We start from the raw sequence: 24,618 nt of genomic DNA, 5'->3' as shown, positions 1-24,618 counted from the left end.
ACCCTGTTGAGCCCGGCAAGAAAGGTCAGCAGAGGATCCAGCCCGTGGAAGCGCCCCTGCCCGCGACGGCGCCGGACGCACGGACGCAGCGGTTGAGGGCGTGTACGGTGACGGGCCCGGCCTGCCGGGTGAACGCGCCCGCGTCGACGGCGGCGCGTCCGCCGCGCGGCTGGATGGACACCGACATGGCGCGGCGGGCGCCGGGTTTCTTCGCGACGGTGACGGCACACGCGTACTGGCGGTTCTTGTACACCCTCAGCTCACCGGTGCTGAACGTCATCGTCTTGACGAGCCGTCCGGGACAGCCGGTGGCCGCCGCGTCGGCGTGTGGGGTGCCGGGGCCGGCGAGGACGAGGAAGGCCGCGGCGACCAGCACCGCGAGCATGTGCATGAGCAGTCGTCTTGCCCTGGCCGCAGCCACCCCACCGAACACGCTTGCTCCTCTTCGCCTCGTGAGCGTACGTGCGTACGACGCGCTGGAGCGCCGAACGGTTGCCTAGACGTAGCCGACGATCGCGAACAGCGCGAGCGCCTCGAAGCCGAGCTGCGCCCGGAAGGCACCCCTGCGCAGGGCGTCCGTCCGCTCCCCGCGGTCGGGCGTGAACAGCGCGACGCCCCACAGCGCGCCGGCGGCCAGGGCGCTGGAGAGCCACACCCGGCCGGGCATGCCCACGCACTGCTCGCCGCCCTGGATGACGCACCCGGACGCCCGGTCGGAGAACAGCGTCAGGAACCCGATCAGCGCGCAGGCGGGCAGGAACGCCACGGCGGCGATCGTCGCGCGGACGCGCGTGCGGAGGGCGGCGTGGGAGGGCGCGGCGAAGTGGGCCAGGTCGGTGCTCATGCCCCCATCCCACCGCCCGGGGGCGGCGGGCGGATGCGCGGTCGTACTCAGGCCACGAGGTACGCCTACTCGACCACCGCGGGCGCCGAAGCCCCGTCGCCCCTACGCCGTCGGCGCCGGCGTCTCCGCCGGGGTTTCGCCGATGAAGGTGCGCCAGAGCTGCGCGTAGCGGCCACCGCGGGCCAGCAGCTCGTCGTGGGTGCCGTCCTCGGCGACGCGGCCGTGGTCCATGACGACAACCCGGTCCGCACGGGCCGCCGTGGTGAGGCGGTGGGCGACGACCAGGGTGGTGCGGCGGCCGGCGAGGCGGTCGGTGGCGGCGTTGACCTGCGCCTCCGTGGCGAGGTCGAGCGCGGCCGTCGCCTCGTCGAGCAGCAGCACGTCCGGGTCGACCAGTTCGGCGCGCGCCAGGGCGATCAGCTGCCGCTGGCCCGCCGACAGGTTCCGCCCGCGTTCGGCGACCTCGTGCAGGTACCCGCCGTCCAGGGTGGCGATCATGTCGTGGGCGCCGACGGCCCGCGCCGCCGCCTCCACCTCCGCGTCGGTCGCCTCGGGCCGCCCGTACGCGATGGCGTCACGGACCGTGCCGGCGAAGAGGTACGCCTCCTGGGGGACGACCCCGAGGCGGTGCCGGTACGCGGTGAGGTCCAGGTCCCGCAGGTCGGTGCCGTCCACGGAGACCCGGCCGGACGTCGGGTCGTAGAACCGCGCGACCAGCTTGACGAGCGTCGACTTCCCGGCGCCCGTCTCCCCGACGAACGCGACGGTCTGCCCGGCCGGGATGCGCAGGTCCACACCGCTCAGGGCGACACCTTCCCCGTCGCCGACGTCATTTCCGTACCAGAAGGAGACGTCCTCGAAGGCGATGTCGCCCCGCAGGGACGGCACCGGGAGCGGCTTGCGGGCGGGCGGCGCCGTGGACGTGCGCTCCCGCAGCAGCTCCTGCATCCGGCCCAGCGAGACCGCGGCCTGCTGGTAGCCGTCGAAGACCTGCGACAGCTGCTGCACGGGCGCGAAGAACAGGTCGATGTAGAGGAGGTACGCGACGAGCGCGCCCGTCGTCAGCGTCCCCGCCTCCACGCGTCCCGCGCCCACGATCAGCACCGCCGCGGCGGCGACCGACGACAGGAACTGGACGAACGGGAAGTAGATGGAGATCAGCCACTGGCCGCGCACGCGTGCCGCCCGGTAGTCGGCGCTGCGCGCCGCGAACCGCTCCGCGCCCGACCGCTCGCGCCGGAAGGCCTGCACGATCCGCAGCCCGGACACCGACTCCTGGAGGTCGGCGTTGACGACGCTGATCCGCTCCCGCGCCAGCTCGTACGCCTTCACGCTGGAGCGGCGGAAGAAGAACGTGCCGACGATCAGTACCGGCAGCGTCGCGAAGACGACCAGTGCCAGCTGTACGTCGATCACGACGAGCGCGATCATGATGCCGAAGAAGGTCACCAGCGACACGAACGCGGTCACGAGGCCGGTCTGGAGGAACGTCGACAGGGCGTCCACGTCCGTCGTCATCCGGGTCATGATCCGCCCGGTCAGCTCCCGCTCGTAGTAGTCGAGCCCCAGGCGCTGGAGCTGGGCGAAGATCTTCAGGCGGAGCGCGTACAGGACCCGCTCGCCGGTCCGGCCGGTCATCCGGATCTCACCGGTCTGCGCCGCCCACTGCACCACCACCGTCACCAGCGCCAGGGCGGACGCCGCCCACACCGCGCCCAGCGCGGCCTGCTCGACGCCCTCGTCGATGCCGTGCCGGATCAGGATGGGCAGCAGCAGGCCCATGCCGGCGTCGATGGCGACGAGCAGCAGGCTGAGCGCCAGCGCCGCGCCGAAGCCGCGCAGCAGCCGGCGCAGCCCGTACGACTCCTCGGGCGTGACCGCCCGTGCCTCGTCGACCGCCGGGGTGTCGGTCGCGGGCGGCAGCGCCTCGACCTGCGCGAGCAGCTCGGGCGTGGCGCCGGGCGCCGCCGACTCCTCGACGGGCTGTTGCCGCTCCCACAGGGTGGGCGTGATGCCGCGTTCCGCGTCGAACTCGGCGTCCAGCTCCTCCCGTACCGTGCGGTCCTCGGGCAGCTCCATGGGCACGGCGTGGCCGGGTGAGACGCCGCCCAGCTCGTCGGGGTCGGTCAGCAGCCGCCGGTAGAGCGCCGAGCGCCGCTCCAGCTCCTCGTGCGTACCGATGTCGGACAGCCGGCCGCCGTCGAGGACGGCGATCCGGTCGGCGAGATTCAGGGTGGAGCGGCGGTGCGCGATGAGCAGGGTGGTGCGCCCGGCCATGACGGAGCGCAGCGCCTCGTGTATCTCGTGCTCGATCCGGGCGTCGACGGCCGAGGTGGCGTCGTCGAGGAGCAGCAGCCGCGGGTCGGTGAGGATGGCGCGGGCGAGCGCGATGCGCTGGCGCTGCCCGCCGGAGAGGGTCAGGCCGTGCTCGCCGACCGTGGTGTCGTAGCCGTCGGGCAGCTCGGATATGAAACCGTCGGCCTGCGCGGCGCGGGCGGCGGCGCGGATCTCCTCGTCGGTCGCGTCGGGCTTGCCGTACGCGATGTTGGTCCTGACCGTGTCGGAGAAGAGGAAGCTGTCCTCCGGTACGAGACCGATGGCGGCCCGCAGCGATTCCAGGGTCAGTTCGCGCACATCGTGCCCGCCGACCAGGACGGCGCCGTGCGTCACGTCGTAGAAGCGCGGCAGGAGCATCGAGACGGTCGACTTGCCGCTGCCGGAGGAGCCGACGACGGCGACGGTCTCGCCGGGGCGGATCTCCAGCGAGAAGCCGTCCAGGACGGGCCGCCCGTCCTCGTACGCGAACGACACGTCGTCGAACTCGACGCTCGCCGGGGCGTCGGCGGGCAGCTCCTTCGTGCCGTCCTTGATCACCGGTTCGGTGTCGATGAGCTCCAGGACGCGCTCCACGCCCGCGCGTGCCTGCTGGCCCACGGTGAGGACCATGGCGAGCATCCGGACCGGGCCGACGAGCTGCGCGAGGTAGGTGGAGAAGGCGACGAACGTACCGAGGGTGATCTGGCCGCGGGTGGCCAGCCAGCCGCCGAGCGCCAGCATGGCGACCTGCCCGAGCGCGGGCACGGACTGGAGCGCCGGGGTGTAGCGGCTGTTCAGCTTGATGGTGCGCATCCGGCCCGCGAACAGCTTGCGGCTCGCCTCGCGGATCTTGCCGGTCTCCTGGTCCTCCTGTCCGAAGCCCTTGACCACGCGTACGCCGGTCACGGCGCCGTCGACCACGCCCGCGACGTGCGCGGCCTGGGCCTGGGCGTACCAGGTGGCGGGGTGCAGGCGGGTGCGGCTGCGCTTGGCGATGAACCACAGGGCGGGGGCGACGGCGAGCGCGACGAGGGTGAGCGGCAGCGACAGCCACGCCATGACGACGAGGGAGATCAGGAAGAGCAGGAAGTTCCCGATGGTCATCGGGAGCATGAAGAGCAGGCCCTGGATGAGCTGGAGGTCGCTGGTGGCGCGCCCGACGACCTGCCCGGTGGACAGCTCGTCCTGCCGCCGCCCGTCGAGCCGGGTGATCGTGCCGTACATCTCGGTGCGCAGGTCGTGCTGTACGTCGAGGGCGAGGCGGCCGCCGTAGTAGCGGCGTATGTACGTCAGTACGTAGACGGCGGCCGCGGCGGCGATCAGCAGCCCGGTCCAAACGGCGAGGGAGCGTTTCCCGGACCCGATGACGTCGTCGATGACGACCTTGGTGATCAGCGGGACGATCGCCATGACGGCCATGCCCGCGAGGGACGAGCCGAGCGCGAGCACCACATTGCGCCGGTACCGCCAGGCGTACCCGGACAGCCGTCGTGCCCATCCTTGCTCTGCCGCCGCCACGTGGTGCCTCCCGGTCGAAAATATGATCTACCGGAAGGCACCAACACGGGTGCGGACGGATTTCATCCCTCCGCTACGACGGTCCTTGGTCCTAGGACCTCAGGCTCAGCGGGTGACGCTCACCATGTCCTGGGCGGCACGTCCGGGAACGGCCGGCACGGACTCCTGCGGGACGGCGGGCGGGACGAAGACGTCGCTCCTGGCGGCGGTGGGGTTGAGGTCGGCGTGCACGACGCGGGCGACGGCCTGGATGGTGTTGATGCCGTCCTGCATGGTCGCGTTGTCGTGCGTGAGCACGGTGATCTGGTAGTTGTGCGCCGTGCCGGTGAACGCGCCGATGGAGTGGACGCGCCAGCCGTGGGTGGCGCGCGGCAGCCAGCCGTTCTTGACGTGGATCTTCGCGGTGCTGGGCGCACCGGCGGGGGTGCCCCAGCGCTGCGAGGAGATGACCTTGTTCATCAGGTCGAGGATGTAGGCGCGCGAGGCGTCGGTGAGGACGGTGTTCTTCGCGGTGATCAGCGCCAGCAGCCTCTGCTGGTCACGGGCGGTGATCTGGGTGAGCCCCCAGTAGCCGCCGGAGCCGGGGACGGTCTTGGTCATGCCGGCCGCGGTGAGGAAGCCCTTGACCTTGGTGACGCCCAGCTGCTTCCACAGCGCGCTGGTGGCGTCGTTGTCCGACTTGGTGATCATGGCGGTGGCGCGGGACTTCTCGGTCGCGGTCAGCGCCCGGTTCGACTTCTGCGCGTCCCAGAGGAGGGTGGCGAGCACGGTCGTCTTGACCACGCTCGCGGAGTCGAACTGCGTGTCCGGCCGCAGTACGCAGCTGGTCTTGGTGACGCGGTCGTTGACCAGGATCGCGGTGGTGGACTTGCGGCCCGCGAGGGCCGCGTTGATGTCCTTGACCAGCTTGGCGGCGAGGCCCGCCTTCTGGGACGTGCACGCCACGGCCGGCGTCGCGGCGGTGGCGGGTGTGACGGTGGCGGCGGTCGGCAGCAGCACCCCGAGGGCGACCGCGGCACACAGGGCCCCGCGCTTGCCGCGGGATATGGGAAGTCTGTTCACGCAATCCATGACTCGGCAGCGCGCGAAAAGTTGTACGCACGGGACTCATCGGATCGACGAGCCCCGTGCGACTCCCGTCACAGGTGCGTCGGCGCGAACATCTTCAGCAGGGCGGGGAGGACGACGACCGAAGGGCCGGGCCGGGCAAGGGACTTGGCGAGGTCCTCGCGCAGCGCCTCCGGTGTCGTCCGGACGGCCGGGACACCGAACGACTCGGCGAGCGCGACGAAGTCCGGGCGGGCCAGCTCGGTGCCGGTGGCCTGGCCGAAGGCGTCGGTCATGTACTCGCGGAGGATGCCGTAACCGCCGTCGTCGACGATCAGCCAGGTGACGTTCGACCCGTACTGCTTGGCCGTGGCCAGCTCGGCGATCGAGTACATGGCGCCGCCGTCGCCGGAGACGGCGAGCACCGGCCGGGTGGGGTCGGCCGCCGCCGCCCCGAGAGCGGCCGGGAAACCGTAGCCGAGGCCGCCGGCGCCCTGCGCGGAGTGCATGGTGTTGGGGCGGCGGGCGTCGAAGGCGGACCAGGCCCAGTAGGCGAGGATCGTCATGTCCCAGAAGCTGGGCACGTCGTCCGGCAGGGCCTCACGCACGGCGGCGAGGACCCGCCGCTCCAGGCCGAGGTCCTGGGCGTCGATCCGCGCCCGGACCTTGTCCAGGACGGTACGTACGCGGTCGGCGGCGCCCGCGTCCGGCCGTGCTTCCACCGTCTCCAGGAGGGCGGAGAGGGCGAGCCGCGCGTCGGCGTGGATGCCGAGCGCGGGATGGTTGGACTCCAGCTTGCCCAGGTCGGCCTCGATCTGGATCACCCGGCCGCGCGGGGCGAAGGTGTGGTAGTTCGAGGACAGCTCGCCGAGCCCGGAGCCCACGACGAGGAGGACGTCGGCGTCCTCCAGGAAGTCGGTGGTGTGCCGGTCCTCCAGCCACGACTGCAGGGACAGCGGGTGCTCCCAGGGGAAGGCGCCCTTGCCGCCGAAGGTGGTGACCACAGGTGCGGTGATCCGCTCCGCCAGCGCCAGCAGCTTGCCGGACGCGTCGGAGCGTACGACGCCGCCGCCCGCGATGATCGCGGGCCGCTCGGCGTGCGCCAGCAGGTGCGCGGCGAGGGCCGTCAGCTCGGGGCGGGGCACGACGTCCTCGGGGGTGGCGTCCATGGCGGTGACCACCGGCAGGGCGGCCCCGGCCAGCAGCACGTCCTGCGGGATCTCCACCCACACCGGGCCGTGCGGCGCGGTCAGCGCGGACTCCCAGGCGGCGGCGATCGCGGACGGGATCTGCGACTGCGTCCGCACGGTGTGCACGGACTTGACGATGTCGCGGAACGACGCCCGCTGGTCGCGCAGTTCGTGCAGGTACCCGTGGCGCCCGCCGCCCAGCCCGGCGGCCGGGACCTGGCTGCCGATCGCCAGCACGGGCGCGCTGGCGGCGGCCGCCTCCTGGAGCGCGGCGAGGCTCATCAGCGCGCCCGGCCCGGTGGACAGCAGGAGCGGCGCGGCCTCGCCGGTGATCCGGCCGTACGCGTCGGCGGCGAACCCCGCGTTGTTCTCGACGCGCAGGCCCACGTACTGGAGCTTGGAGCGGCGCAGCGCGTCGAACATGCCGAGCGCGTGCTGCCCGGGCAGCCCGAAGACGGTGGTGGCCCCGAGCCCGGCGAGCGTCTCGACGACGAGGTCCCCGCCGGTGCGTCCGGCCGGCGGGTTCAGCGCGGCCTCGGTCTGCGCGGCGGTGGGCCGCAGCACGAGGTCGTGGTCGTGGGTCAAGGTGTCCCTCCGGGCTGTGGCTGGTCGTGGACGGTCGTTCCGCCGGGGCCGAACGCGTGGGCACATCCAACCAACCGCGGCGCCACGCCCGCCCCCGTACCCCGGCCTGCCGTCCTACGCCTGGCGGGCGGCCGCGATCTGGCGCGACATGATCGTCGTCAGCTCGTACGCCGTGTGGGACGCCGCGACCGACGTGATCTCGGCGTGGTCGTACGCCGGGGCGACCTCGACGACGTCCGCCGAGACCAGGTTGCAGGACGCCAGGCCGCGCAGGATCTCCAGCAGCTCGCGGGAGGTCATGCCGCCCGCCTCGGGGGTGCCGGTACCGGGGGCGTGGGCCGGGTCGAGGCAGTCGATGTCGATGGAGATGTACAGCGGGCGGTCGCCGATGCGCTGGCGCAGCTGGTCGGCCACCTCGTCGGCGCCGCGCCGGTAGACGTCCGCCGAGGTGACGATGCCGAAGCCCATCTTCTCGTCGTCGGTCAGGTCCTGCTTGCCGTACAGCGGGCCGCGCGTACCGACGTGGGAGAGCGCCTCGGTGTCGAGGATGCCCTCCTCGACGGCCCGGCGGAACGGCGTGCCGTGCGTGTACTCGGCGCCGAAGTAGGTGTCCCACGTGTCGAGGTGGGCGTCGAAGTGGAGCAGGGCGACCGGGCCGTGCTTCTTGGCGACCGAGCGCAGCAGCGGCAGGGCGATGGTGTGGTCGCCGCCCAGCGTCATCAGGCGGGCACCGGTGCCGAGCAGCTCGTCGGCGGCGGCCTCGACGGTCTCCACCGCCTCGTTGATGTTGAACGGGTTCACGGCGATGTCGCCGCCGTCCGCGACCTGCGCCAGCGCGAACGGCGAGGCGTCCTGCGCCGGGTTGTAGGGGCGCAGGAGGCGGGACGCCTCACGGATGGCGTTGCCGCCGAAGCGGGCGCCGGGGCGGTAGGAGACGCCCGAGTCGAAGGGCACACCGACGACGGCGACATCGGCCCTGCCGACCTCATCGAGACGCGGCAGCCGCGCGAACGTCGCCGGTCCGGCGTACCGCGGGATGCGGGACGAGTCGATGGGGCCGCGCGGCGTCTCGGGGGTGCTGCTCATGATCGGGTGCCTTCTTTCGGTCGCTTCGTACTGCTTCGAGTGTGCCTGGCCGGTCGGGACGACAGTAGGTGGCCGCAAAGCGACACTGAAGTGTACGTTTCCTCCATCGTCCAGGTTTCGGATGGAGGAACCGTCCATGCCCGAGGCCTCACCGGCCCCATCCGCTGCACCGACCCCACCGGCCCCACCGGCACCGCACGTCCCGCTGGCCGCGCTGCTCGCCCGCGAGGAACTCGGGCTGCGCCTGATCGTGGGCTCGCCCGATGTGGAGCTGCACTGGGTGCACACCTCCGAGATGGCGGACCCCTACCCGTATCTGCTGGGCGGCGAGCTGCTGATGACGGCGGGCGTGCAGCTCACCGACCCCGAGCGGTACGTCGAGCGGGTCGTCGCGGCGGGCGCGGCGGCGCTCGGCTTCGGGGTGACGCCGGTGTACGACACGGTGCCGGAAGGGCTGGTCGCGGCCTGCGCCCGGCGCGGGCTGCCGCTGCTGGAGGTGCCGCCGAGGACGCCGTTCACGGCGGTGGGGCGCGCGGTGTGGCGGCTCATGGCGGAGGCACGCCACCGGGAGCTGCGCCGGGTGACGGAGGCGCAGCAGTCGCTGGCCACCGCCGCGGCACGCCCCGACCCGGTGCCGGCCGTGCTGTACGCGCTGGCGTCCCGGCTCGCGGGGCGGGCCGCGCTGTACGCGCCGGACGGCACGGAGTACGCGGCGGCGGGCCGCCCCGTGGAGCCCGACGCCGCCGCGGCCCTGGCCCGGCTGGTGCGAGTGCTCGGGGCGGGCGCCCGCCCCGCGTCCGCGGCCGACACCGCAGGCGGCGCCCATCTCGCCGCGTACGCCCTCGGCGGCAACCAGGGCCTGGCGCTGGGCCTCGCGTCGGGGCGCCGGGAGCCGGGCGACCACACGATCGCGGGCGTCGCGGTGGTCCTCCTGTCGCTGCTCACCGCCCCGCACCAGGGCGCCGACGAGGCCACGCGCTCCGCCGCCCTGGTCCGCCTCCTGCTGGGCGCCGCCCCCGCCGACGTCGCCCCGCTGCTCGGCGAGGCGCCGTGGACCGTGGTGCACGCGCGCGGGGAGGGCGTCCCGCCCTCGCTGGGGACGCCGTTGGTGGACGCCCAGGGGGACGCCGTACGGGCCCTGCTGCCCGCCGGCCGCGGCCTCGCCCCGCACCCGGGCTGGACCCTCGGGGCCAGCGCCCCGGCGGAACCGTCGGACCTGGGCGCGGCGGACCTCCAGGCGGCCCGCGCCCTGCGCCGCGCCCAGGCCGCGCACGTACCGCTCGTGCGGCACCGCTCCGGCGGGCTCGGCGCCCTGCTGGACCCCGAGGAGGCGGCCGCGTACGCCCGTGCCCTCCTCGCCCCGCTCGCCGAGCCCCTGACGGAGACCCTGCGCGCGTGGCTGTCCCTGCACGGCAACTGGGACCGCACGGCCACGGCGCTGGGCGTGCACCGCAACACGGTCCGGCAGCGGATCGCGCGGTGCGCGGCCCTGCTGGAGGCGGACCTGGACGACGCGGAGGTCCGTATGGAGCTGTGGTTCGCGCTGCGCTGGTTGTGATGTGAACGACCCTGGACAGCCGCGGTGACCGCCGGGTAACTTCGACCCTGAAGCCTGAGCAAGCGCTTAGCCAGACCGTAACCAGCTCCGAAGGAGGCGGCTCGTGCGCCGTACCGTATTCAACGAGGACCACGAGGCGTTCCGGGAGACCATGCGCGCCTTCATCGAGGCCGAGGTCGTCCCCGTCTACGACGAGTGGTTCGCGGCGGGCCAGGCTCCGCGCGACTTCTACTACAAGCTCGGTGAGCTGGGCGTCTTCGGCATCAACGTGCCCGAGGAGTTCGGTGGCGCCGGTCTGGACACGCACAAGTTCGAAGCCGTCCTGTACGAGGAGACCGCCCGCGCGGGCGTCCAGTTCGGCGGCTCCGGCGTGCACGTGCTGCTCGCCCTCCCGTACATCAAGATGCTCGCCACCGACGAGCAGAAGAAGCGCTACCTGCCGAACTTCGTCACCGGCGAGGAGATGTGGGCGCTGGCGATGACCGAGCCGGGCACCGGCTCCGACGTCGCGGGCATGAAGACCACCGCCAAGCTGTCCGAGGACGGCACGCACTACGTCCTCAACGGCGCCAAGACCTTCATCACCGGCGGCGTCCACGCCGACCGCGTCATCGTCTGCGCCCGCACCTCCGCGCCCACCGCCGAGGACCGCCGCTTCGGCATCTCCCTCTTCGCCGTCGACACCACGTCCGAGGGCTACTCCATCGGCCGCAAGCTCGACAAGCTGGGCCTGCGCACCTCCGACACCGCCGAACTGGCCTTCGTCGACGTCAAGGTCCCCGTCGAGGACCTGCTCGGCGAGGAGGGCAAGGGCTTCTCCTACCTCGGCCACAACCTGGCCTCCGAGCGCTGGGGCATCGCCTTCGGCGCGTACGCGCAGGCCAAGGCCGCCGTCCGGTTCGCCCAGCAGTACGTGCAGGACCGCACCGTCTTCGGCAAGCCGGTCGCCCACTTCCAGAACACCAAGTTCGAACTGGCCGCCTGCAAGGCCGAGGTGGACGCCGCCGAAGCCGTCGCCGACCGCGCCCTGGAGGCCCTGGACGCCGGCGAGCTCACGCCCGCCGAGGCCGCGTCCGCCAAGCTGTTCTGCACCGAGGTCGCCCACCGCGTCATCGACCGCTGCCTCCAGCTGCACGGCGGCTACGGCTACATGAACGAGTACCCGATCGCCCGCCTGTACGCCGACAACCGCGTCAACCGCATCTACGGCGGCACCAGCGAGATCATGAAGACCATCATCGCCAAGTCGATGGGCCTGTAGTCCCTGTGACCGAAGCGCTCGACGACCTGCTCGATCTGCTCGACCTGGAGCGGATCGAGCAGGACATCTTCCGGGGCCAGTCGCGTTCGGCGATCGTCCCGCGCGTCTTCGGCGGCCAGGTCGCGGCCCAGGCCCTGGTCGCCGCCGGCCGCACCGTACCCGACAACCGGCTCGCCCACTCCCTGCACGCGTACTTCCTCCGCCCCGGCGACCCCGGCGCGCCCATCGTCTACACCGTGGACCGCATCCGCGACGGCCGCTCGTTCACGACCCGGCGCGTGGTCGCCGTCCAGCACGGCCAGCCGGTCTTCCACCTGTCCGCGTCGTTCCAGACGTACGAGGACGGCCTGGAGCACCAGGCGGACATGCCGCCCGCCCCGGCCCCCGAAACCCTCCCGACGGCCGCCGAGCTCCTCCCCCGGTACGCCGACCGGTTCGTCCACCCCGACACCGTCGACCGCCTCCTGGAGGCCCGCGCGGCGGTCGACCTGCGGTACGTCGGGGAGCCCCCGTACGCCACGGCCGGCACCCCCCGCGAGCCCCGCTCCCAGGTGTGGTTCCGCACGAACGGCAAGCTCGCGGACGACCCGCTGCTGCACGTCTGCCTGGCGACGTACGTCTCCGACATGACGCTGCTCGACTCCGTCCTCCTCGCCCACGGGCGCGGCGGCTGGGCCGTCGGCGACGTCGTCGGCGCCTCGCTGGACCACGCCATGTGGTTCCACCGCCCCTTCCGGGCCGACGAGTGGCTCCTGTACGACCAGGAGTCGCCCTCGGCCTCGGGCGGCCGGGGCCTGGGCCAGGCGCGGATCTACACCCAGGACGGGCGGCTGGCGATCTCGGTGATCCAGGAGGGCGTGGTCCGCGTCCCGCGCGGCTGACCTCTCGGGGGCATATGCTTCATATGTCGAAGCCATAGGGAGGATATGCCCATGTCGAATCTCTACGTCGAGGTGGACGACGACGCCCTGGCCGAGGCCGCGTCGATACTGGGCACGACCACGAAAAAGGACACGGTCAACGCCGCGCTGCTGGAGGTGGCGAAGCGCCGCCGCCGCCTCAAGGCCCTTGAGGAGCTCGCGGCCATGGGGGAGCGCGGCGACTTCGACGTTCTCCTCGACAAGGAGAACTACCGCCGATGAGCCCGGTCACCCACCTCATCGACACCTCCGCCGCTGCCCGGATCCTGACGAACAAGGCGGTACGGGAGCGCTGGAGCGATCACCTCGCCGAGGGCGTCATCGGCATGTGCGAGATCACCGAGCTGGAGATGCTCTACTCGGCGCGCTCCCTCGCGGACCGCCTGGCGAAGCAGGAACTGCTCGCCGAACTCTTCAACTGGACGCCCGTTCCCGACGGCGTATACCAGCGGGCCGGCGCCGTACAGCGCGCGCTCACCGAGCGCGGCGAACACCGCAGCGCGGGCCCCGTCGACCTGTTGCTCGCAGCCACCGCCGAGCTGACAAGCCTGACCGTCCTGCACTACGACGCGGACTTCGAGACCGTGGCACGGGCCACCGGTCAGCACACGTTGTGGGTGACGCCCCCGGGCTCCTTGTAACGGGCCCGGGGCCTCGACGTTCCCGTCATGATCGTTCAGGCTTGGGCGTCATGGAAACATTAACGGGCGGAACGGCCCTGGCTTTGGCGGGAGTTCTGCTGGGAACACTGGGCACGCTCATAGGCCAGCACCTGGCGACCCGGGTCGAGAGCCGGCGCCACCAGTGGGAGCGGACGGCGACGGACCGCGCGGAGCGCAAGGGAGCCATCATGGAGTTCCTCAGCTCCGCGCAGCGCATCGAGCTGGTCCTCGACAGCAGGAACCTCGGCCTGTCGGACCCGTGCAGCACCGACGAGGAGGCGCTGCACGAACTGTGGCTGGCGACGAAGGCCGTGGAGCTGGTCTGCGCGTACGAGACGGCACAGGCCGCCCAGGACTACGCCGAAGCGCTGCACGCGCGCGTACGCAGGGGCACGACGGGCACGGCGCTCCCGGCCAAGCGGGAGCGGCGGCACGCGTTCATGGAGGCCGCGCGGAGCGAGCTGGGCAGCGGGGGCGCCCGCTGAGGAGCCCGCCACGCCCCGCCCGCCCGCCCGTCAGAGCAGGCCGGCCGCGTCCAGCAGGTAGTCCGTCATCGGCTCGTAGAAGCGCGGGTCGACGACATGGTCGTCCAGCGGGATCGTGACCTGCATCGTCCCCTCGGCCTCGCCGATGAACAGGGCCGGGTCGTTGCAGTCGGCGAACCCGACCGAGTCGATCCCCCGCTGCCCGGCGCGCCCCGCCCAGCCGTGGTCGGCCACCACCAGGTCCGGCTGCACCTGCAGGTGGTCCAGGATGGCGTTCATCGGCTCCGGCGAGTGCGTGTGCCACAGGCTCGCGCCCCGCTCGAAGACGGCCACGTCCGCGAACTGCACGACGTACCCCTCGTCCGCGATGAGCCCGCCCGGAATCCGCACGATGTCGCACCCGGCGCCGCGCAGCGCGGCGGCCGTCCTGCTGTGCACGTCCAGCAGCGCGCCCGGGTGCCCGGTCGCGAACAGCACCCGCTGCTTCCCCGCCGCCGCCTTCCGCAACCGCGCGGCCATCCGGTCCAGGGCGTCCACGGTCAACTCGGGGTCGATGGTGTCCTGCCCGGCCCGGTGCGCCGGATCGTCGTTCACCCCGCACCGCTCCGCCATCACGGCGAGCACGTCCTGCTCGTCCGTCCACCGGTTCCCCAGCTCCAGACCGAGCCAGTAGTGGCGGTCGCCGTTCGCCAGCTTGCGGTAGTGGGAGAGGTTGTTGTCGCGGGGCGTGGCGACGTCCCCGGCGATCCGGGTACGGACGAGGTGCTCGACGAGGGCGGCGCGGCTGGGTATCGGCATGGCCCCATTGTGCCGCCCCGCCACGGGGAGTGGTTGGGCTGTTTCGGGGGGTGGACGGTTACGGGGCGGTCGTGTCCGCTTCGGCGGCGCTGTCGACGACGTAGACGCCCATGCCCTGGACCGTGTGCACGAGCCCTTCGTCCTTCAGCACCTGCACGGCCTTACGGAGGGTGTCCCGCGCAACGCCGAACTCCGCCTCCAACGCCACCAGGCTGGGGATACGGCGACCGGGCGGGATGCTGCCGTCCTCGATGCGTGCACGCAGGATCGTCGCGATCTGGCGATACGGCGGAACGGGGCCTTCCCGGTCAATGCTCATGAGGACCGACCCTAGGCGCCCAGCATGACCCTGCCATAGCTCCCCAGAGGCTAGACGGGGGCAGTACACCTCCCTTACGCCGGGCAAGCACAAGGCCCCGGCGACGGTGGCAGCCGTCCCGGGGCGTGGCCGATCTGAAGAAAGCAGACCGACGTGACCGAGCTTATCCACGCCGTTGTCCGATGGGCGAGGAGCCTGTTCGTACCCCCACGCGCCCCAGAGGCACCTCCCGCCCGCCCAGCCGCACAGGCCCCGCCCAGCCTTCCGTCGCTGCGGTCGCCGTACGGGCTGGACGAGTCACTGGACGGCGCCGAGACGGCACTGGTGCGCCCGTACCTGCTCGGGCTGACCGGGTGACCGGCGCGGCGCCCGGTGCGGATGTGCGTACGGTGCGACCGGCTCACCGAGACGCCCGTGCTGGTCGCCGAGGTCCAGGCCGGATCGGGTCCGGGGTTCAACGTGTACGCGTGCGAGGAATGCGCGCCCCGAGTCCGGAGACCCCCGGACGCCCTGGACCTCCTCGCGACCGGCTGGCACGACCGCCCGCCGGAGGACGAGCCGGTCAGGTAGGTACGGCCGCGCGGCGGGCCAGCCAGGCGGTCAGTTCAGCGCGCATCCGCTCCCCGTCGTGCCAGCTCTCCCAGGGGAGTTCGTCACCCAGCAGGTCCTCCTCCCAGCGGTCCGCCGCCTCGGCCAGATGTTCGACGGCCTGGACGTGACCGAGGGACTCCCAGGTGGCGAGCCACGGGGTGAGCGTGCCGGAGGCTTCGGCGACCAGCGCGAACAGCTCGTACGCGGGTACGACGGGGTCCGGATCCGTGAGGGTGTGGACCCACCAGGCGTCCAGGAACTCCCGTACCGGCGCGGCCTGGTCGGCGGGCCACCGCACCCACTGGCCGATCGCGAACCAGCGTCCGACCTCGTACATGCCGAACCGGGGCTTGACGAGACCGCCGACGAGCGCCCGGGAGAACTGGGGCAATACGCGTCGCAGCACCGCCCCGCAGTCGGTCCAGTCGGAGGCCCGCCACGTACGGTCCAGGAGATCGGGGTACAGCTCCACGTCCGGCGCCTTCAGCAACGCGAGGTCTTCGGCGCTGCCCCAGTGGCACTCGCAGTTGGACTCGTCGGGGCGGGCGGTCATGCCCCGGAAGGTGACGGCCAGACGATCCAGGGCGGCGTCGAGGCGGTGCTGTGAGGGCAGCGGGGCGGCGTTCATCGCAGGTGCTGCTTTCGTGGACTCCGGAAGCCGACGCAACCGAAGATCCGAACCCTACCGTCGGGGGGTGGGCCGTCTGGTCATGGTTGCCGTTCCGGGCCGCCCTCGCTTCCGAGAGTCGCGGGCTCCGGCACCCTGTCAAGGGCGCTTCGCGTCGGCTTCGCCGATGGGCTTCGCCCACCCTTGACAGGCCACCTCCGCCCGCGCGTTTTCTCTCGGAGGGCGGCCCCGGGGAGCAGGCATCCCGGGGGACCAGCCCCTTTCCGGGCGCTCGTGGCCGAGGCGGCTCGGCCGGGACAGGCGCGGCAGAGGAATGGGGCGGCGGCGCTCGGCTAAGCGGCTGCGGCCCGTCTCCCGGTTGCGGCACAAGACCTCGCTCCGGTGAGTGGTGGGTGCGCGGCAGTGCGATGGGGCTTCTGGGCTGGGTTCGGCGACTGCGGCCGGGTGGGGGGCTGGGGTTCAGGCAGGTGGCTGGGGTGGGTTCGGGGCTGGGGCGGGTGGAGCCGCTCAGCCGTGACGAGCTAAGCCTGCCTGGTGCGACTTGGCCTCCGGCTCTCCCGAACAGTCAGGCGCAGCGGGGTGCGTCCAGTCGCCGAGCTCCCGCTGCTCCCCCATCCGGGGCAGTCCGGGAAGGGACGCCCCCTCCGGCGACCATCGGAGTTGTGGGCGGGATGGGACACCCCGACCCCGACAACCACGCTCCGAACGGTGTCCCACACCGCCCACAACGCCCCAACCCCGGGGCCCGACCAGGCACCCGACCCCCACCACGTCCCAGCCGCACCCACTCCTTCACCCCGGCCGCCGTGCGGGGCGACACCCCGGCCCAGCCCCCACCCCACCCCAGCCACCTGCCTGAACCCCAGCCCCTCACCCGCCCGCAGTCGCCGAGCCGACCCCGGATGCCCCATGCCACTGCCGCGCACCCACCACCCACCGAAGCGAGGTCCTGCACCGCAACCGGAAGACGGCCGCCCGCCGCTTAGCCGAGCCGCGCCGCCCCATTCCTCTGCCGCGCCCCCTGCGGCACCCGCCTCCCGGCCACGAACGGCACGGGAAAGGGGCGCCCCTCCCGGGCCCGTTCCCCCGGGCCGCCCTCCGAGTGGGAAAAGGCGGGCGGAGGCGGCCGGTCAAGGGTGGGCGAAGCCCATCGCGAAGCGACGCGACCGAAGGGAGCGCCCTTGACGGGACGCCGGAGCCCGCCACACTCGGAGAGAGGGCGGCCCACACGCCCACCATGGGCAGGGCGCTCACCCCGCCAGGGTGCCGATCGCCCCGTGGGCGAGCCTCCGCAGCAGGGCCTCCATGGCGGTGCGGCCGAGCAGGCCGATGTGCGGGGTCGAGTTGAGGAGGCCGAACACGGCGTGGACGGTCGCCCGGGCCTCCGCCTCCGGGGGCGCCGGGTAGAGCTCGCGGACCACCGAGACCCATAGCTCGACGTACTGCCGCTGGAGCTGCCGCACCCTCTTTCGGTCGGCCTCCCGGAGGCGGTCCAGCTCGCGGTCGTGCAGGGTGATCAGGGGGCGGTCGTCGAGCGCGAAGTCGATGTGCCCGTCGATGAGCGAGCCGAGCAGCGCCTCGGGGTCGCCCGCCGCCTCCTGTACGCGTCGCCGGCCGCCGTCGAGGAGCCGCTCGCTGATGCCGACCAGCAGCTCGGCCAGCATGGCGTCCTTTCCGGGGAAGTGCCGGTAGAGGCCGGGGCCGCTGATGCCGACGGCGGCTCCTATCTCGTCGACGCCTACGCCGTGGAAGCCGCGCTCGGCGAAGAGGCGGGCGGCCTCCTTGAGGATCTGTTCGCGGCGCGTCGGGGCGTCGGTCCTGGTGCTCATGGGATTGATTCTAGACAAGGCGGTTAGCGGTCGTTAACCTGATGGACACACGTTAACGGTCATTAACCTGGGGGCATGATGCAGCAGGCGCCCGTGCTGACCAGCACGGCAGATCCGGCCTCCGCCGCCTGGCAGGCCAATGAGGCGGCGCACCACGAGCTGGCCGACGGGCTGCGCGCCCGGTTGGCCGCCGCCCGGCTGGGGGGCGGTGACAAGGCCCGCGCCCGGCACACCGCGCGCGGCAAGCTGCTGCCGCGCGACCGCGTGGACACCCTCCTGGACCCCGGCTCGCCGTTCCTGGAGCTGGCGCCCCTCGCGGCGAACGGGATGTACGACGACCAGGCGCCGGCCGCCGGGGTGATCGCCGGTATCGGCCGGGTGAGCGGCCGGGAGGTCGTCGTCGTGGCGAACGACGCGACCGTCAAGGGCGGCACGTACTACCCGATGACGGTGAAGAAGCACCTCCGTGCCCAGGAGGTGGCCCTGGAGAACCGGCTCCCCTGCGTCTACCTGGTGGACTCGGGCGGGGCGTTCCTGCCCAAGCAGGACGAGGTCTTCCCCGACCGGGAGCACTTCGGGCGGATCTTCTACAACCAGGCCCGTATGTCGGGCGCCGGCATCCCGCAGATCGCCGCCGTCCTCGGCTCGTGCACGGCCGGTGGGGCGTACGTCCCCGCGATGAGCGACGAGGCCGTGATCGTACGGAACCAGGGCACGATCTTCCTGGGTGGCCCGCCGCTGGTGAAGGCGGCGACCGGCGAGGTCGTCACGGCGGAGGAGCTGGGCGGCGGCGAGGTCCACTCCCGTACGTCCGGGGTCACCGACCACCTCGCGGAGGACGACGCGCACGCCCTCCGCATCGTCCGGAACATCGTCTCGACGCTCCCCTCCCGGGGCCCGCTGCCCTGGTCGGTGGAGCCCGCCGAGGAGCCGAAGGTCGACCCGGCGGGGCTGTACGGGGCGGTGCCGGTCGATTCGCGGACGCCCTACGACGCCCGGGAGATCATCGCCCGGATCGTGGACGGCTCCCGGTTCCAGGAGTTCAAGTCGGAGTTCGGGCAGACCCTGGTCACCGGATTCGCCCGGATCCACGGCCACCCGGTCGGCATCGTCGCCAACAACGGCATCCTGTTCGCCGAATCCGCCCAGAAGGGCGCGCACTTCATCGAGCTGTGCGACCAGCGCGGCATCCCGCTGCTGTTCCTCCAGAACATCTCCGGCTTCATGGTCGGCCGGGACTACGAGGCGGGCGGCATCGCCAAGCACGGCGCCAAGATGGTCACGGCCGTCGCCTGCACGCGCGTGCCGAAGCTGACGGTCGTCGTCGGCGGTTCGTACGGCGCCGGCAACTACTCGATGTGCGGCCGGGCGTACAGCCCGCGCTTCCTGTGGATGTGGCCCAACGCCAAGATCTCCGTCATGGGCGGTGAGCAGGCCGCTTCCGTCCTCGCCACCGTCAAGCGCGACCAGCTGGAGGCGCGCGGGGAGTCCTGGTCCGCCGAGGACGAGGAGGCGTTCAAGGACCCGATCCGCGCGCAGTACGAGCAGCAGGGGAGCGCCTATTACGCGACGGCCCGCCTCTGGGACGACGGCGTGATCGACCCGCTGGAGACCCGCCAGGTGCTGGGTCTCGCCTTGACCGCTTGTGCCAACGCGCCTCTGGGTGACCCCCAGTTCGGCGTCTTCCGGATGTGAGGGGAACGACGATGTTCGACACCGTCCTGGTGGCCAACCGAGGTGAGATCGCGGTCCGCGTGATCCGTACGCTGCGGGCCCTCGGCATCCGCTCGGTGGCCGTCTTCAGTGACGCGGACGCCGACGCCCGGCACGTACGGGAGGCGGACACGGCGGTACGGATCGGGCCGCCGGCCGCCGCCGAGAGCTATCTGCGCGTGGACCGGCTGCTGGAGGCGGCGGCGCGGACCGGCGCGCAGGCGGTCCACCCGGGGTACGGCTTCCTGGCGGAGAACGCCGGCTTCGCGCAAGCGTGCGAGGACGCGGGGCTGGTCTTCATCGGCCCGCCGGCCGAGGCCATCGCCCTCATGGGTGACAAGATCCGCGCCAAGGAGACCGTGAAGGCCGCTGGCGTTCCGGTCGTGCCCGGCTCCTCCGGGAGCGGGTTGAGCGACGACGAACTGGCGGCGGCGGCGCGCGAGATCGGCATGCCGGTGCTGCTGAAGCCGTCGGCGGGCGGCGGCGGCAAGGGCATGCGCCTCACGCGGGTGGAGTCGGCCCTGCTGGAGGAGATCGCGGCGGCGCGGCGCGAGGCGCGGGCGTCGTTCGGCGACGACACGCTGCTGGTCGAGCGGTGGATCGACCGGCCCCGGCACATCGAGATCCAGGTGCTGGCGGACGGGCACGGCAATGTCGTCCACCTGGGCGAGCGCGAGTGCTCGCTCCAGCGCCGCCACCAGAAGATCATCGAGGAGGCCCCGTCGGTCCTGCTGGACGAGAAGACCCGCGCGGCGATGGGCGAGGCGGCGGTCCAGGCGGCCCGGTCGTGCGGCTACCGGGGTGCGGGGACGGTGGAGTTCATCGTCCCGGGCGGCGATCCGTCCGCGTACTACTTCATGGAGATGAACACCCGGCTCCAGGTGGAGCACCCGGTGACCGAGCTGATCACGGGTGTGGACCTGGTGGAGTGGCAGTTGCGGGTGGCCGCCGGGGAGCCGCTCGGGTTCGCCCAGGGCGACATCACGCTCTCCGGCCACTCCATCGAGGCCCGGCTCTGCGCGGAGGATCCTTCGCGCGGTTTCCTGCCGTCGGGCGGCACGGTGCTGGCGCTCAGCGAGCCGCAGGGCGAGGGGGTGCGGACGGACTCGGGTCTGAGTGAGGGTACGGAGGTCTCCAGCCTGTACGACCCGATGCTGGCGAAGGTCATCGTCCACGCGCCCGACCGGCCGACCGCCCTGCGCAAGCTCCGGGCGGCCCTCGCCGGCACGGTCACGCTCGGCGTACCGACGAACGCCGGTTTCCTGCGCCGTCTGCTCGCCCACCCGGACGTCGTCACCGGTGACCTGGACACGGGCCTGGTGGAGCGGGACGTGGACGCGCTGGTCCCGAGCGGGGTCCCCGACGAGGTGTACGAAGCCGCCGCGGCGGTACGGGAGGACGCGCTGCGGCCCCGGGCGGACGCCACCGGCTGGACCGACCCGTTCTCGGTGCCCAGCGGCTGGCGGCTGGGCGGGGAGCCCGTACCGGTCACGCACTGGCTGCGCGTCCCGGGCCACGAGCCGGTCGCCCACCGCACCCGGGGCCACGCGCGCGTGAGCGACGACCGGGTCACGGTCACCGTGGACGGCCTCACCCACACCTTCCACCGTGCCGGGACCTGGCTCGGCCGGGACGGGGACAGCTGGAACGTCCTGGACCACGACCCCGTCGAGGCATCCCTGGACCGGACCGCGCACGCCGGGGCCGACTCGCTCACCGCGCCCATGCCCGGGACGGTCACCGTCGTGAAGGTGGCCGTCGGGGACGAGGTGACGGCCGGGCAGGGGCTCGTCGTCGTCGAGGCGATGAAGATGGAGCACGTCATCTCCGCCCCGCACGACGGCACCGTCGCCGAGCTGGACGTCACGCCCGGCACCACCGTCGCCATGGACCAGGTGCTGGCCGTGGTGATTCCCAAGGAGGAGGTGGAGGCATGACCACAGGGCTTCCCATGACCGTCCCCGCGCCCGGGCTGCCGGCCCGCGTCCGGATCCATGAGGTGGGCGCGCGCGACGGGCTGCAGAACGAGCAGGGCACCGTCCCGACCGAGGTGAAGGCCGAGTTCATCCGGCGCCTCGCGGACGCCGGGCTCACGACGATCGAGGCGACCAGCTTCGTCCACCCCACGTGGGTGCCCCAGCTCGCCGACGCCGAGCGGCTGTTCCCGCTCGTCAAGGACCTCGAAGGCGTACGCCTGCCGGTCCTCGTGCCGAACGAGCGCGGCCTGGACCGGGCGCTGGCGCTCGGGGCGCGGGAGGTGGCCGTGTTCGCGAGCGCCACGGAGTCGTTCGCGAAGGCCAACCTGAACCGGACGGTGGACGAGGCGCTCGCCATGTTCGCCCCGGTCGTCACCCGTGCGGTGGAGCACGGCCTCACCGTGCGCGGCTATCTGTCCATGTGTTTCGGCGACCCCTGGGAAGGCCCCGTCCCGGTCGACCAGGTGGTCGCCGTGTGCCGTCGGCTGAAGGACATGGGCTGCGACGAGCTGAGCCTGGGCGACACCATCGGCGTGGCCACGCCCGGTCACGTGACCCGGCTCCTCACCGCCCTGAACGAGGCGGGCATTCCGACGGGCGCGCTGGCCGTGCACTTCCACGACACCTACGGCCAGGCGCTCGCCAACACCCTCGCCGCCCTCCAGCACGGCGTCACCACCGTCGACGCCTCCGCCGGCGGCCTCGGCGGCTGTCCGTACGCCAAGTCCGCCACCGGCAACCTCGCCACCGAAGACCTCGTGTGGATGCTTCACGGCCTCGGCATCGACACCGGGGTCGACCTCGGCCGGCTCACCGCCACGAGCGTGTGGCTGGCCGGACAACTGGGCCGACCCAGCCCGTCCCGCACCGTCCGCGCCCTCGGCGGCGCGGCCTCCCACAAGGAGTCCTGAGTCATGTCCCTGGACCACCGGCTCTCACCGGAGCACGAGGAACTGCGCCGCACCGTCGAGGAGTTCGCCCACGAGGTCGTCGCCCCGAAGATCGGGGACTTCTACGAGCGCCATGAGTTCCCGTACGAGATCGTTCGCGAGATGGGGCAGATGGGCCTGTTCGGGCTGCCCTTCCCGGAGGAGTACGGCGGCATGGGCGGTGACTACCTCGCCCTCGGGATCGCGCTGGAGGAGCTGGCCCGGGTGGACTCGTCCGTGGCCATCACCCTGGAGGCGGGCGTCTCGCTCGGCGCGATGCCGGTCTACCGCTTCGGCACCGAGGAGCAGAAGCAGCAGTGGCTGCCGCGCATGTGCGGCGGCGAGATCCTCGGCGCGTTCGGGCTGACCGAGCCGGGCGCGGGCTCCGACGCGGGCGGCACCCGCACCACGGCCGTCCGGGACGGCGACGAGTGGGTCATCAACGGCTCCAAGTGCTTCATCACCAACTCGGGTACGGACATCACGGGCCTGGTCACGGTCACCGCCGTCACCGGCCGCACCCCCGACGGCAAGCCGCTGATCTCCTCCATCATCGTCCCGTCCGGCACCCCCGGCTTCACGGTGGCGGCGCCCTACTCGAAGGTCGGCTGGAACGCCTCGGACACCCGTGAGCTGTCCTTCTCCGACGTCCGCGTCCCGGTGGCGAACCTGCTGGGTGAGGAGGGGCGGGGGTACGCCCAGTTCCTGCGCATCCTCGACGAGGGCCGGATCGCCATCTCGGCGCTGGCGACGGGCCTGGCGCAGGGGTGTGTGGACGAGTCGGTGAAGTACGCCAAGGAGCGGCATGCGTTCGGGCGGCCGATCGGCGACAACCAGGCCATCCAGTTCAAGATCGCCGACATGGAGATGCGGGCGCACATGGCCCGTGTCGGCTGGCGTGACGCCGCCTCCCGGCTGGTGAGCGGCGAGCCGTTCAAGAAGGAGGCGGCGCTGGCGAAGCTGTACTCGTCGACCGTCGCCGTCGACAACGCCCGCGAGGCCACCCAGATCCACGGCGGCTACGGCTTCATGAACGAGTATCCGGTGGCCCGGATGTGGCGGGACTCCAAGATCCTGGAGATCGGCGAGGGCACGAGCGAGGTCCAGCGCATGCTGATCGCAAGGGAGTTGGGGCTTTCCGCCTGACGGGCGGGGGTACGTGGCGGCCGCCGTCCCCCCGGGGCGGCGGCCGGCCGCTGCCGTGGCGTGCTCCACCACACACCGGGGCACCCTCTGGACAACGCGTGAGGTTAGGCTAACCTACCCTCGAACTTGCCCAGTGGCCGAATACGGCCGTACGAAAGCGACTCCGCCATGCCCAGCAACGCCCGAGCCTCCCATCTCACCCGTCGCGGCCTGCTCGCCGCGGGCGGCGCCATCGGGCTCGGCGCCGCGCTCGTCGCATGCGGTGGCGACAAAAAGGACAGCAAGAGCTCGTCCGCGGCCGGCGAGAAGTCCGGCCCCTGGAAGTTCACGGACGACCGCGGCAAGGCGGTCGAGCTGAAGTCCACCCCGAAGAACATCGTCGCCTTCATCGGCACCGCCGCCGCACTGCACGACTACGACATCGAGGTCAAGGGCGTTTTCGGCCCGACGACCGTCAAGGACCCCAAGACCGGTAAGGACAAGCCGGACATCCAGGCCGGCGACCTCGACGTCACCAAGGTGAAGAACCTCGGCAACGTCTGGGGCACCTTCAACATCGAGGAGTACCTGAAGCTCGAGCCCGAGCTGCTGGTCTCGGCGATGTGGGACAAGGACGTCCTGTGGTACCTGCCGCCGCAGTCCCACGACAAGATCGTCAAGCTGGCGCCGACCGTCGCGCTGTGGGCCGCCAACACCACCATGCCGAAGGCCCTGGCGCGCCACGCCGAGCTGGCCGAGTCCCTCGGGGCGGACCTGAAGGCCAAGAAGACGGTCGACGCCAAGGCCCGCTTCGAGAAGGCAGCCGCCACGCTGCGCGCCGCCGCCAAGGCGCGGCCGGAGATCCGCGTCATGATCGGCTCGGCCAGCGCGGAGCTGTTCTACGTCTCGCTCGCCAAGATGTCCGCGGACACCGCGTACTTCGAGGAGCTGGGCGTGAAGTTCGTGAAGCCGAAGGTGAACGCCCAGGGCTACTTCGAGGAGCTCAGCTGGGAGAACCTCGACACGTACCCGGCCGACATCATCATGATGGACAACCGCAGCCAGGCCATCCAGCCCGCCGACCTGAAGTCCAAGCCGACCTGGGCCCAGCTTCCGGCCGTGAAGGCCGGTCAGGTCATCCCGCGCTTCACCGAGCCGATCTACTCGTACGACAAGTGCGCGGTCCTGCTCGAGGACCTCGCCAAGGCGATCGAGAACGCCAAGAAGGTGGCCTGAGC

At 72.2% G+C, this 24,618-nt stretch carries 23 protein-coding genes; 13 read left to right on the top strand and 10 right to left on the bottom strand.

Translation table 11 applies throughout. From position 1 onward, the window contains the following. Positions 1 to 25: 25 nt before the first annotated feature. The 6 genes from AMK26_RS01355 to speB all read right to left on the bottom strand — a co-directional run bounded on the left by AMK26_RS01355 (position 26) and on the right by speB (position 8,586). Entirely contained in the window at positions 26 to 391 is a 366-nt protein-coding gene (locus tag AMK26_RS01355) for a hypothetical protein (protein ID WP_073750960.1), read from the bottom strand. A gap of 105 nt (positions 392 to 496) precedes the next feature. Continuing rightward, a complete protein-coding gene (locus AMK26_RS01350; protein ID WP_073750958.1) occupies positions 497 to 844 on the bottom strand; it encodes a hypothetical protein in 348 nt (115 codons plus the stop codon). A 102-nt stretch (positions 845 to 946) separates the two neighbouring features. Next, positions 947 to 4,678: an ABC transporter ATP-binding protein gene (locus tag AMK26_RS01345; RefSeq protein ID WP_073750956.1), complete on the bottom strand. Its 3,732-nt coding sequence runs from the start codon at positions 4,676 to 4,678 to the stop codon at positions 947 to 949. Between the two features lie 105 nt (positions 4,679 to 4,783). Further along, entirely contained in the window at positions 4,784 to 5,677 is an 894-nt protein-coding gene (locus AMK26_RS01340; protein ID WP_073750954.1) for a serine hydrolase, read from the bottom strand. Positions 5,678 to 5,817: 140 nt separating this feature from the next. Then, positions 5,818 to 7,500: a thiamine pyrophosphate-binding protein gene (locus tag AMK26_RS01335; protein WP_073750952.1), complete on the bottom strand. Its 1,683-nt coding sequence runs from the start codon at positions 7,498 to 7,500 to the stop codon at positions 5,818 to 5,820. 114 nt (positions 7,501 to 7,614) lie between these two features. Further along, complete coding sequence (gene speB / locus AMK26_RS01330) at positions 7,615 to 8,586, bottom strand: agmatinase (protein WP_073750950.1); 972 nt, start codon at positions 8,584 to 8,586, stop codon at positions 7,615 to 7,617. Between the two features lie 121 nt (positions 8,587 to 8,707). Here speB and AMK26_RS01325 point away from each other — a divergent pair, with 121 nt between their 5' ends. The 6 genes from AMK26_RS01325 (at position 8,708) to AMK26_RS01300 (ending at position 13,472) form a co-directional block, all read left to right on the top strand. After that, positions 8,708 to 10,144, top strand: a complete 1,437-nt coding sequence (locus AMK26_RS01325) for a PucR family transcriptional regulator (protein WP_073750948.1) — start codon at positions 8,708 to 8,710, stop codon at positions 10,142 to 10,144. 103 nt (positions 10,145 to 10,247) lie between these two features. Next, positions 10,248 to 11,405: an acyl-CoA dehydrogenase family protein gene (locus AMK26_RS01320; RefSeq protein WP_073750946.1), complete on the top strand. Its 1,158-nt coding sequence runs from the start codon at positions 10,248 to 10,250 to the stop codon at positions 11,403 to 11,405. Positions 11,406 to 11,410: 5 nt separating this feature from the next. Then, the gene (gene tesB / locus AMK26_RS01315) at positions 11,411 to 12,286 is read left to right on the top strand and encodes an acyl-CoA thioesterase II (RefSeq protein ID WP_073750944.1); all 876 of its coding nucleotides are present in this window, start codon (positions 11,411 to 11,413) and stop codon (positions 12,284 to 12,286) included. A 51-nt stretch (positions 12,287 to 12,337) separates the two neighbouring features. Further along, positions 12,338 to 12,547, top strand: coding sequence for a type II toxin-antitoxin system VapB family antitoxin (locus tag AMK26_RS01310; protein ID WP_073750942.1), 210 nt, complete (start codon positions 12,338 to 12,340; stop codon positions 12,545 to 12,547). Beyond that, positions 12,544 to 12,966, top strand: coding sequence for a PIN domain nuclease (locus AMK26_RS01305; RefSeq protein ID WP_073750940.1), 423 nt, complete (start codon positions 12,544 to 12,546; stop codon positions 12,964 to 12,966). The genes AMK26_RS01310 and AMK26_RS01305 overlap by 4 nt, the downstream gene beginning before the upstream one ends. A 50-nt stretch (positions 12,967 to 13,016) precedes the next feature. Beyond that, a complete protein-coding gene (locus tag AMK26_RS01300; protein WP_143608420.1) occupies positions 13,017 to 13,472 on the top strand; it encodes a hypothetical protein in 456 nt (151 codons plus the stop codon). A gap of 30 nt (positions 13,473 to 13,502) precedes the next feature. Here AMK26_RS01300 and AMK26_RS01295 read toward each other — a convergent pair whose 3' ends face one another. Both AMK26_RS01295 and AMK26_RS01290 read right to left on the bottom strand, forming a co-directional pair. Beyond that, positions 13,503 to 14,270, bottom strand: a complete 768-nt coding sequence (locus AMK26_RS01295; RefSeq protein WP_073750936.1) for a phosphatase — start codon at positions 14,268 to 14,270, stop codon at positions 13,503 to 13,505. Between the two features lie 58 nt (positions 14,271 to 14,328). Further along, positions 14,329 to 14,589, bottom strand: coding sequence for a GntR family transcriptional regulator (locus AMK26_RS01290; protein ID WP_073750934.1), 261 nt, complete (start codon positions 14,587 to 14,589; stop codon positions 14,329 to 14,331). Between the two features lie 153 nt (positions 14,590 to 14,742). Between AMK26_RS01290 and AMK26_RS01285 the strand changes: the two genes are divergently transcribed. After that, entirely contained in the window at positions 14,743 to 14,946 is a 204-nt protein-coding gene (locus AMK26_RS01285; RefSeq protein WP_073750932.1) for a hypothetical protein, read from the top strand. A gap of 21 nt (positions 14,947 to 14,967) precedes the next feature. Then, complete coding sequence (locus AMK26_RS37180) at positions 14,968 to 15,159, top strand: hypothetical protein (protein ID WP_073750930.1); 192 nt, start codon at positions 14,968 to 14,970, stop codon at positions 15,157 to 15,159. Here AMK26_RS37180 and AMK26_RS01275 read toward each other — a convergent pair. Further along, entirely contained in the window at positions 15,152 to 15,808 is a 657-nt protein-coding gene (locus AMK26_RS01275; protein WP_073750928.1) for a hypothetical protein, read from the bottom strand. The genes AMK26_RS37180 and AMK26_RS01275 overlap by 8 nt on opposite strands. A 1,250-nt stretch (positions 15,809 to 17,058) precedes the next feature. Next, positions 17,059 to 17,637, bottom strand: coding sequence for an SACE_7040 family transcriptional regulator (locus tag AMK26_RS01270; protein WP_073750926.1), 579 nt, complete (start codon positions 17,635 to 17,637; stop codon positions 17,059 to 17,061). A 78-nt stretch (positions 17,638 to 17,715) separates the two neighbouring features. Between AMK26_RS01270 and AMK26_RS01265 the strand changes: the two genes are divergently transcribed. The 5 genes from AMK26_RS01265 (at position 17,716) to AMK26_RS01245 (ending at position 24,616) form a co-directional block, all read left to right on the top strand. Continuing rightward, positions 17,716 to 19,332: a carboxyl transferase domain-containing protein gene (locus AMK26_RS01265; RefSeq protein ID WP_073752925.1), complete on the top strand. Its 1,617-nt coding sequence runs from the start codon at positions 17,716 to 17,718 to the stop codon at positions 19,330 to 19,332. Positions 19,333 to 19,343: 11 nt separating this feature from the next. Then, positions 19,344 to 21,287 carry an acetyl/propionyl/methylcrotonyl-CoA carboxylase subunit alpha gene (locus AMK26_RS01260; protein WP_073750924.1) on the top strand — a complete coding sequence of 648 codons (1,944 nt, stop codon included), beginning with the start codon at positions 19,344 to 19,346 and terminating at the stop codon, positions 21,285 to 21,287. Continuing rightward, the gene (locus tag AMK26_RS01255; RefSeq protein ID WP_073750922.1) at positions 21,284 to 22,237 is read left to right on the top strand and encodes a hydroxymethylglutaryl-CoA lyase; all 954 of its coding nucleotides are present in this window, start codon (positions 21,284 to 21,286) and stop codon (positions 22,235 to 22,237) included. The genes AMK26_RS01260 and AMK26_RS01255 overlap by 4 nt, the downstream gene beginning before the upstream one ends. A gap of 3 nt (positions 22,238 to 22,240) precedes the next feature. Then, positions 22,241 to 23,401: an acyl-CoA dehydrogenase family protein gene (locus tag AMK26_RS01250; protein ID WP_073750920.1), complete on the top strand. Its 1,161-nt coding sequence runs from the start codon at positions 22,241 to 22,243 to the stop codon at positions 23,399 to 23,401. A 168-nt stretch (positions 23,402 to 23,569) separates the two neighbouring features. Then, positions 23,570 to 24,616: an ABC transporter substrate-binding protein gene (locus AMK26_RS01245; protein WP_073750918.1), complete on the top strand. Its 1,047-nt coding sequence runs from the start codon at positions 23,570 to 23,572 to the stop codon at positions 24,614 to 24,616. Positions 24,617 to 24,618 lie beyond the last annotated feature (2 nt).

This window comes from Streptomyces sp. CB03234, from assembly GCF_001905885.1.
Classification (GTDB): domain Bacteria; phylum Actinomycetota; class Actinomycetes; order Streptomycetales; family Streptomycetaceae; genus Streptomyces.
This window is presented reverse-complemented; position numbering and strand designations above follow the sequence as displayed.

Excerpts from the sequence above, each read along its gene's own strand:
- AMK26_RS01355 (WP_073750960.1), bottom strand. The coding sequence starts at position 391 with ATGCACATGCTCGCGGTGCTGGTCGCCGCGGCCTTCCTCGTCCTCGCC.
- AMK26_RS01350 (WP_073750958.1), bottom strand. The coding sequence starts at position 844 with ATGAGCACCGACCTGGCCCACTTCGCCGCGCCCTCCCACGCCGCCCTC.
- speB (WP_073750950.1), bottom strand. The coding sequence starts at position 8,586 with ATGAGCAGCACCCCCGAGACGCCGCGCGGCCCCATCGACTCGTCCCGC.
- AMK26_RS01325 (WP_073750948.1), top strand. The coding sequence starts at position 8,708 with ATGGAGGAACCGTCCATGCCCGAGGCCTCACCGGCCCCATCCGCTGCA.
- AMK26_RS01310 (WP_073750942.1), top strand. The coding sequence starts at position 12,338 with ATGTCGAATCTCTACGTCGAGGTGGACGACGACGCCCTGGCCGAGGCC.
- AMK26_RS01305 (WP_073750940.1), top strand. The coding sequence starts at position 12,544 with ATGAGCCCGGTCACCCACCTCATCGACACCTCCGCCGCTGCCCGGATC.
- AMK26_RS01300 (WP_143608420.1), top strand. The coding sequence starts at position 13,017 with ATGGAAACATTAACGGGCGGAACGGCCCTGGCTTTGGCGGGAGTTCTG.
- AMK26_RS01295 (WP_073750936.1), bottom strand. The coding sequence starts at position 14,270 with ATGCCGATACCCAGCCGCGCCGCCCTCGTCGAGCACCTCGTCCGTACC.
- AMK26_RS01290 (WP_073750934.1), bottom strand. The coding sequence starts at position 14,589 with ATGAGCATTGACCGGGAAGGCCCCGTTCCGCCGTATCGCCAGATCGCG.
- AMK26_RS37180 (WP_073750930.1), top strand. The coding sequence starts at position 14,968 with ATGTGCGTACGGTGCGACCGGCTCACCGAGACGCCCGTGCTGGTCGCC.
- AMK26_RS01275 (WP_073750928.1), bottom strand. The coding sequence starts at position 15,808 with ATGAACGCCGCCCCGCTGCCCTCACAGCACCGCCTCGACGCCGCCCTG.
- AMK26_RS01270 (WP_073750926.1), bottom strand. The coding sequence starts at position 17,637 with ATGAGCACCAGGACCGACGCCCCGACGCGCCGCGAACAGATCCTCAAG.
- AMK26_RS01265 (WP_073752925.1), top strand. The coding sequence starts at position 17,716 with ATGCAGCAGGCGCCCGTGCTGACCAGCACGGCAGATCCGGCCTCCGCC.
- AMK26_RS01260 (WP_073750924.1), top strand. The coding sequence starts at position 19,344 with ATGTTCGACACCGTCCTGGTGGCCAACCGAGGTGAGATCGCGGTCCGC.
- AMK26_RS01255 (WP_073750922.1), top strand. The coding sequence starts at position 21,284 with ATGACCACAGGGCTTCCCATGACCGTCCCCGCGCCCGGGCTGCCGGCC.
- AMK26_RS01250 (WP_073750920.1), top strand. The coding sequence starts at position 22,241 with ATGTCCCTGGACCACCGGCTCTCACCGGAGCACGAGGAACTGCGCCGC.
- AMK26_RS01245 (WP_073750918.1), top strand. The coding sequence starts at position 23,570 with ATGCCCAGCAACGCCCGAGCCTCCCATCTCACCCGTCGCGGCCTGCTC.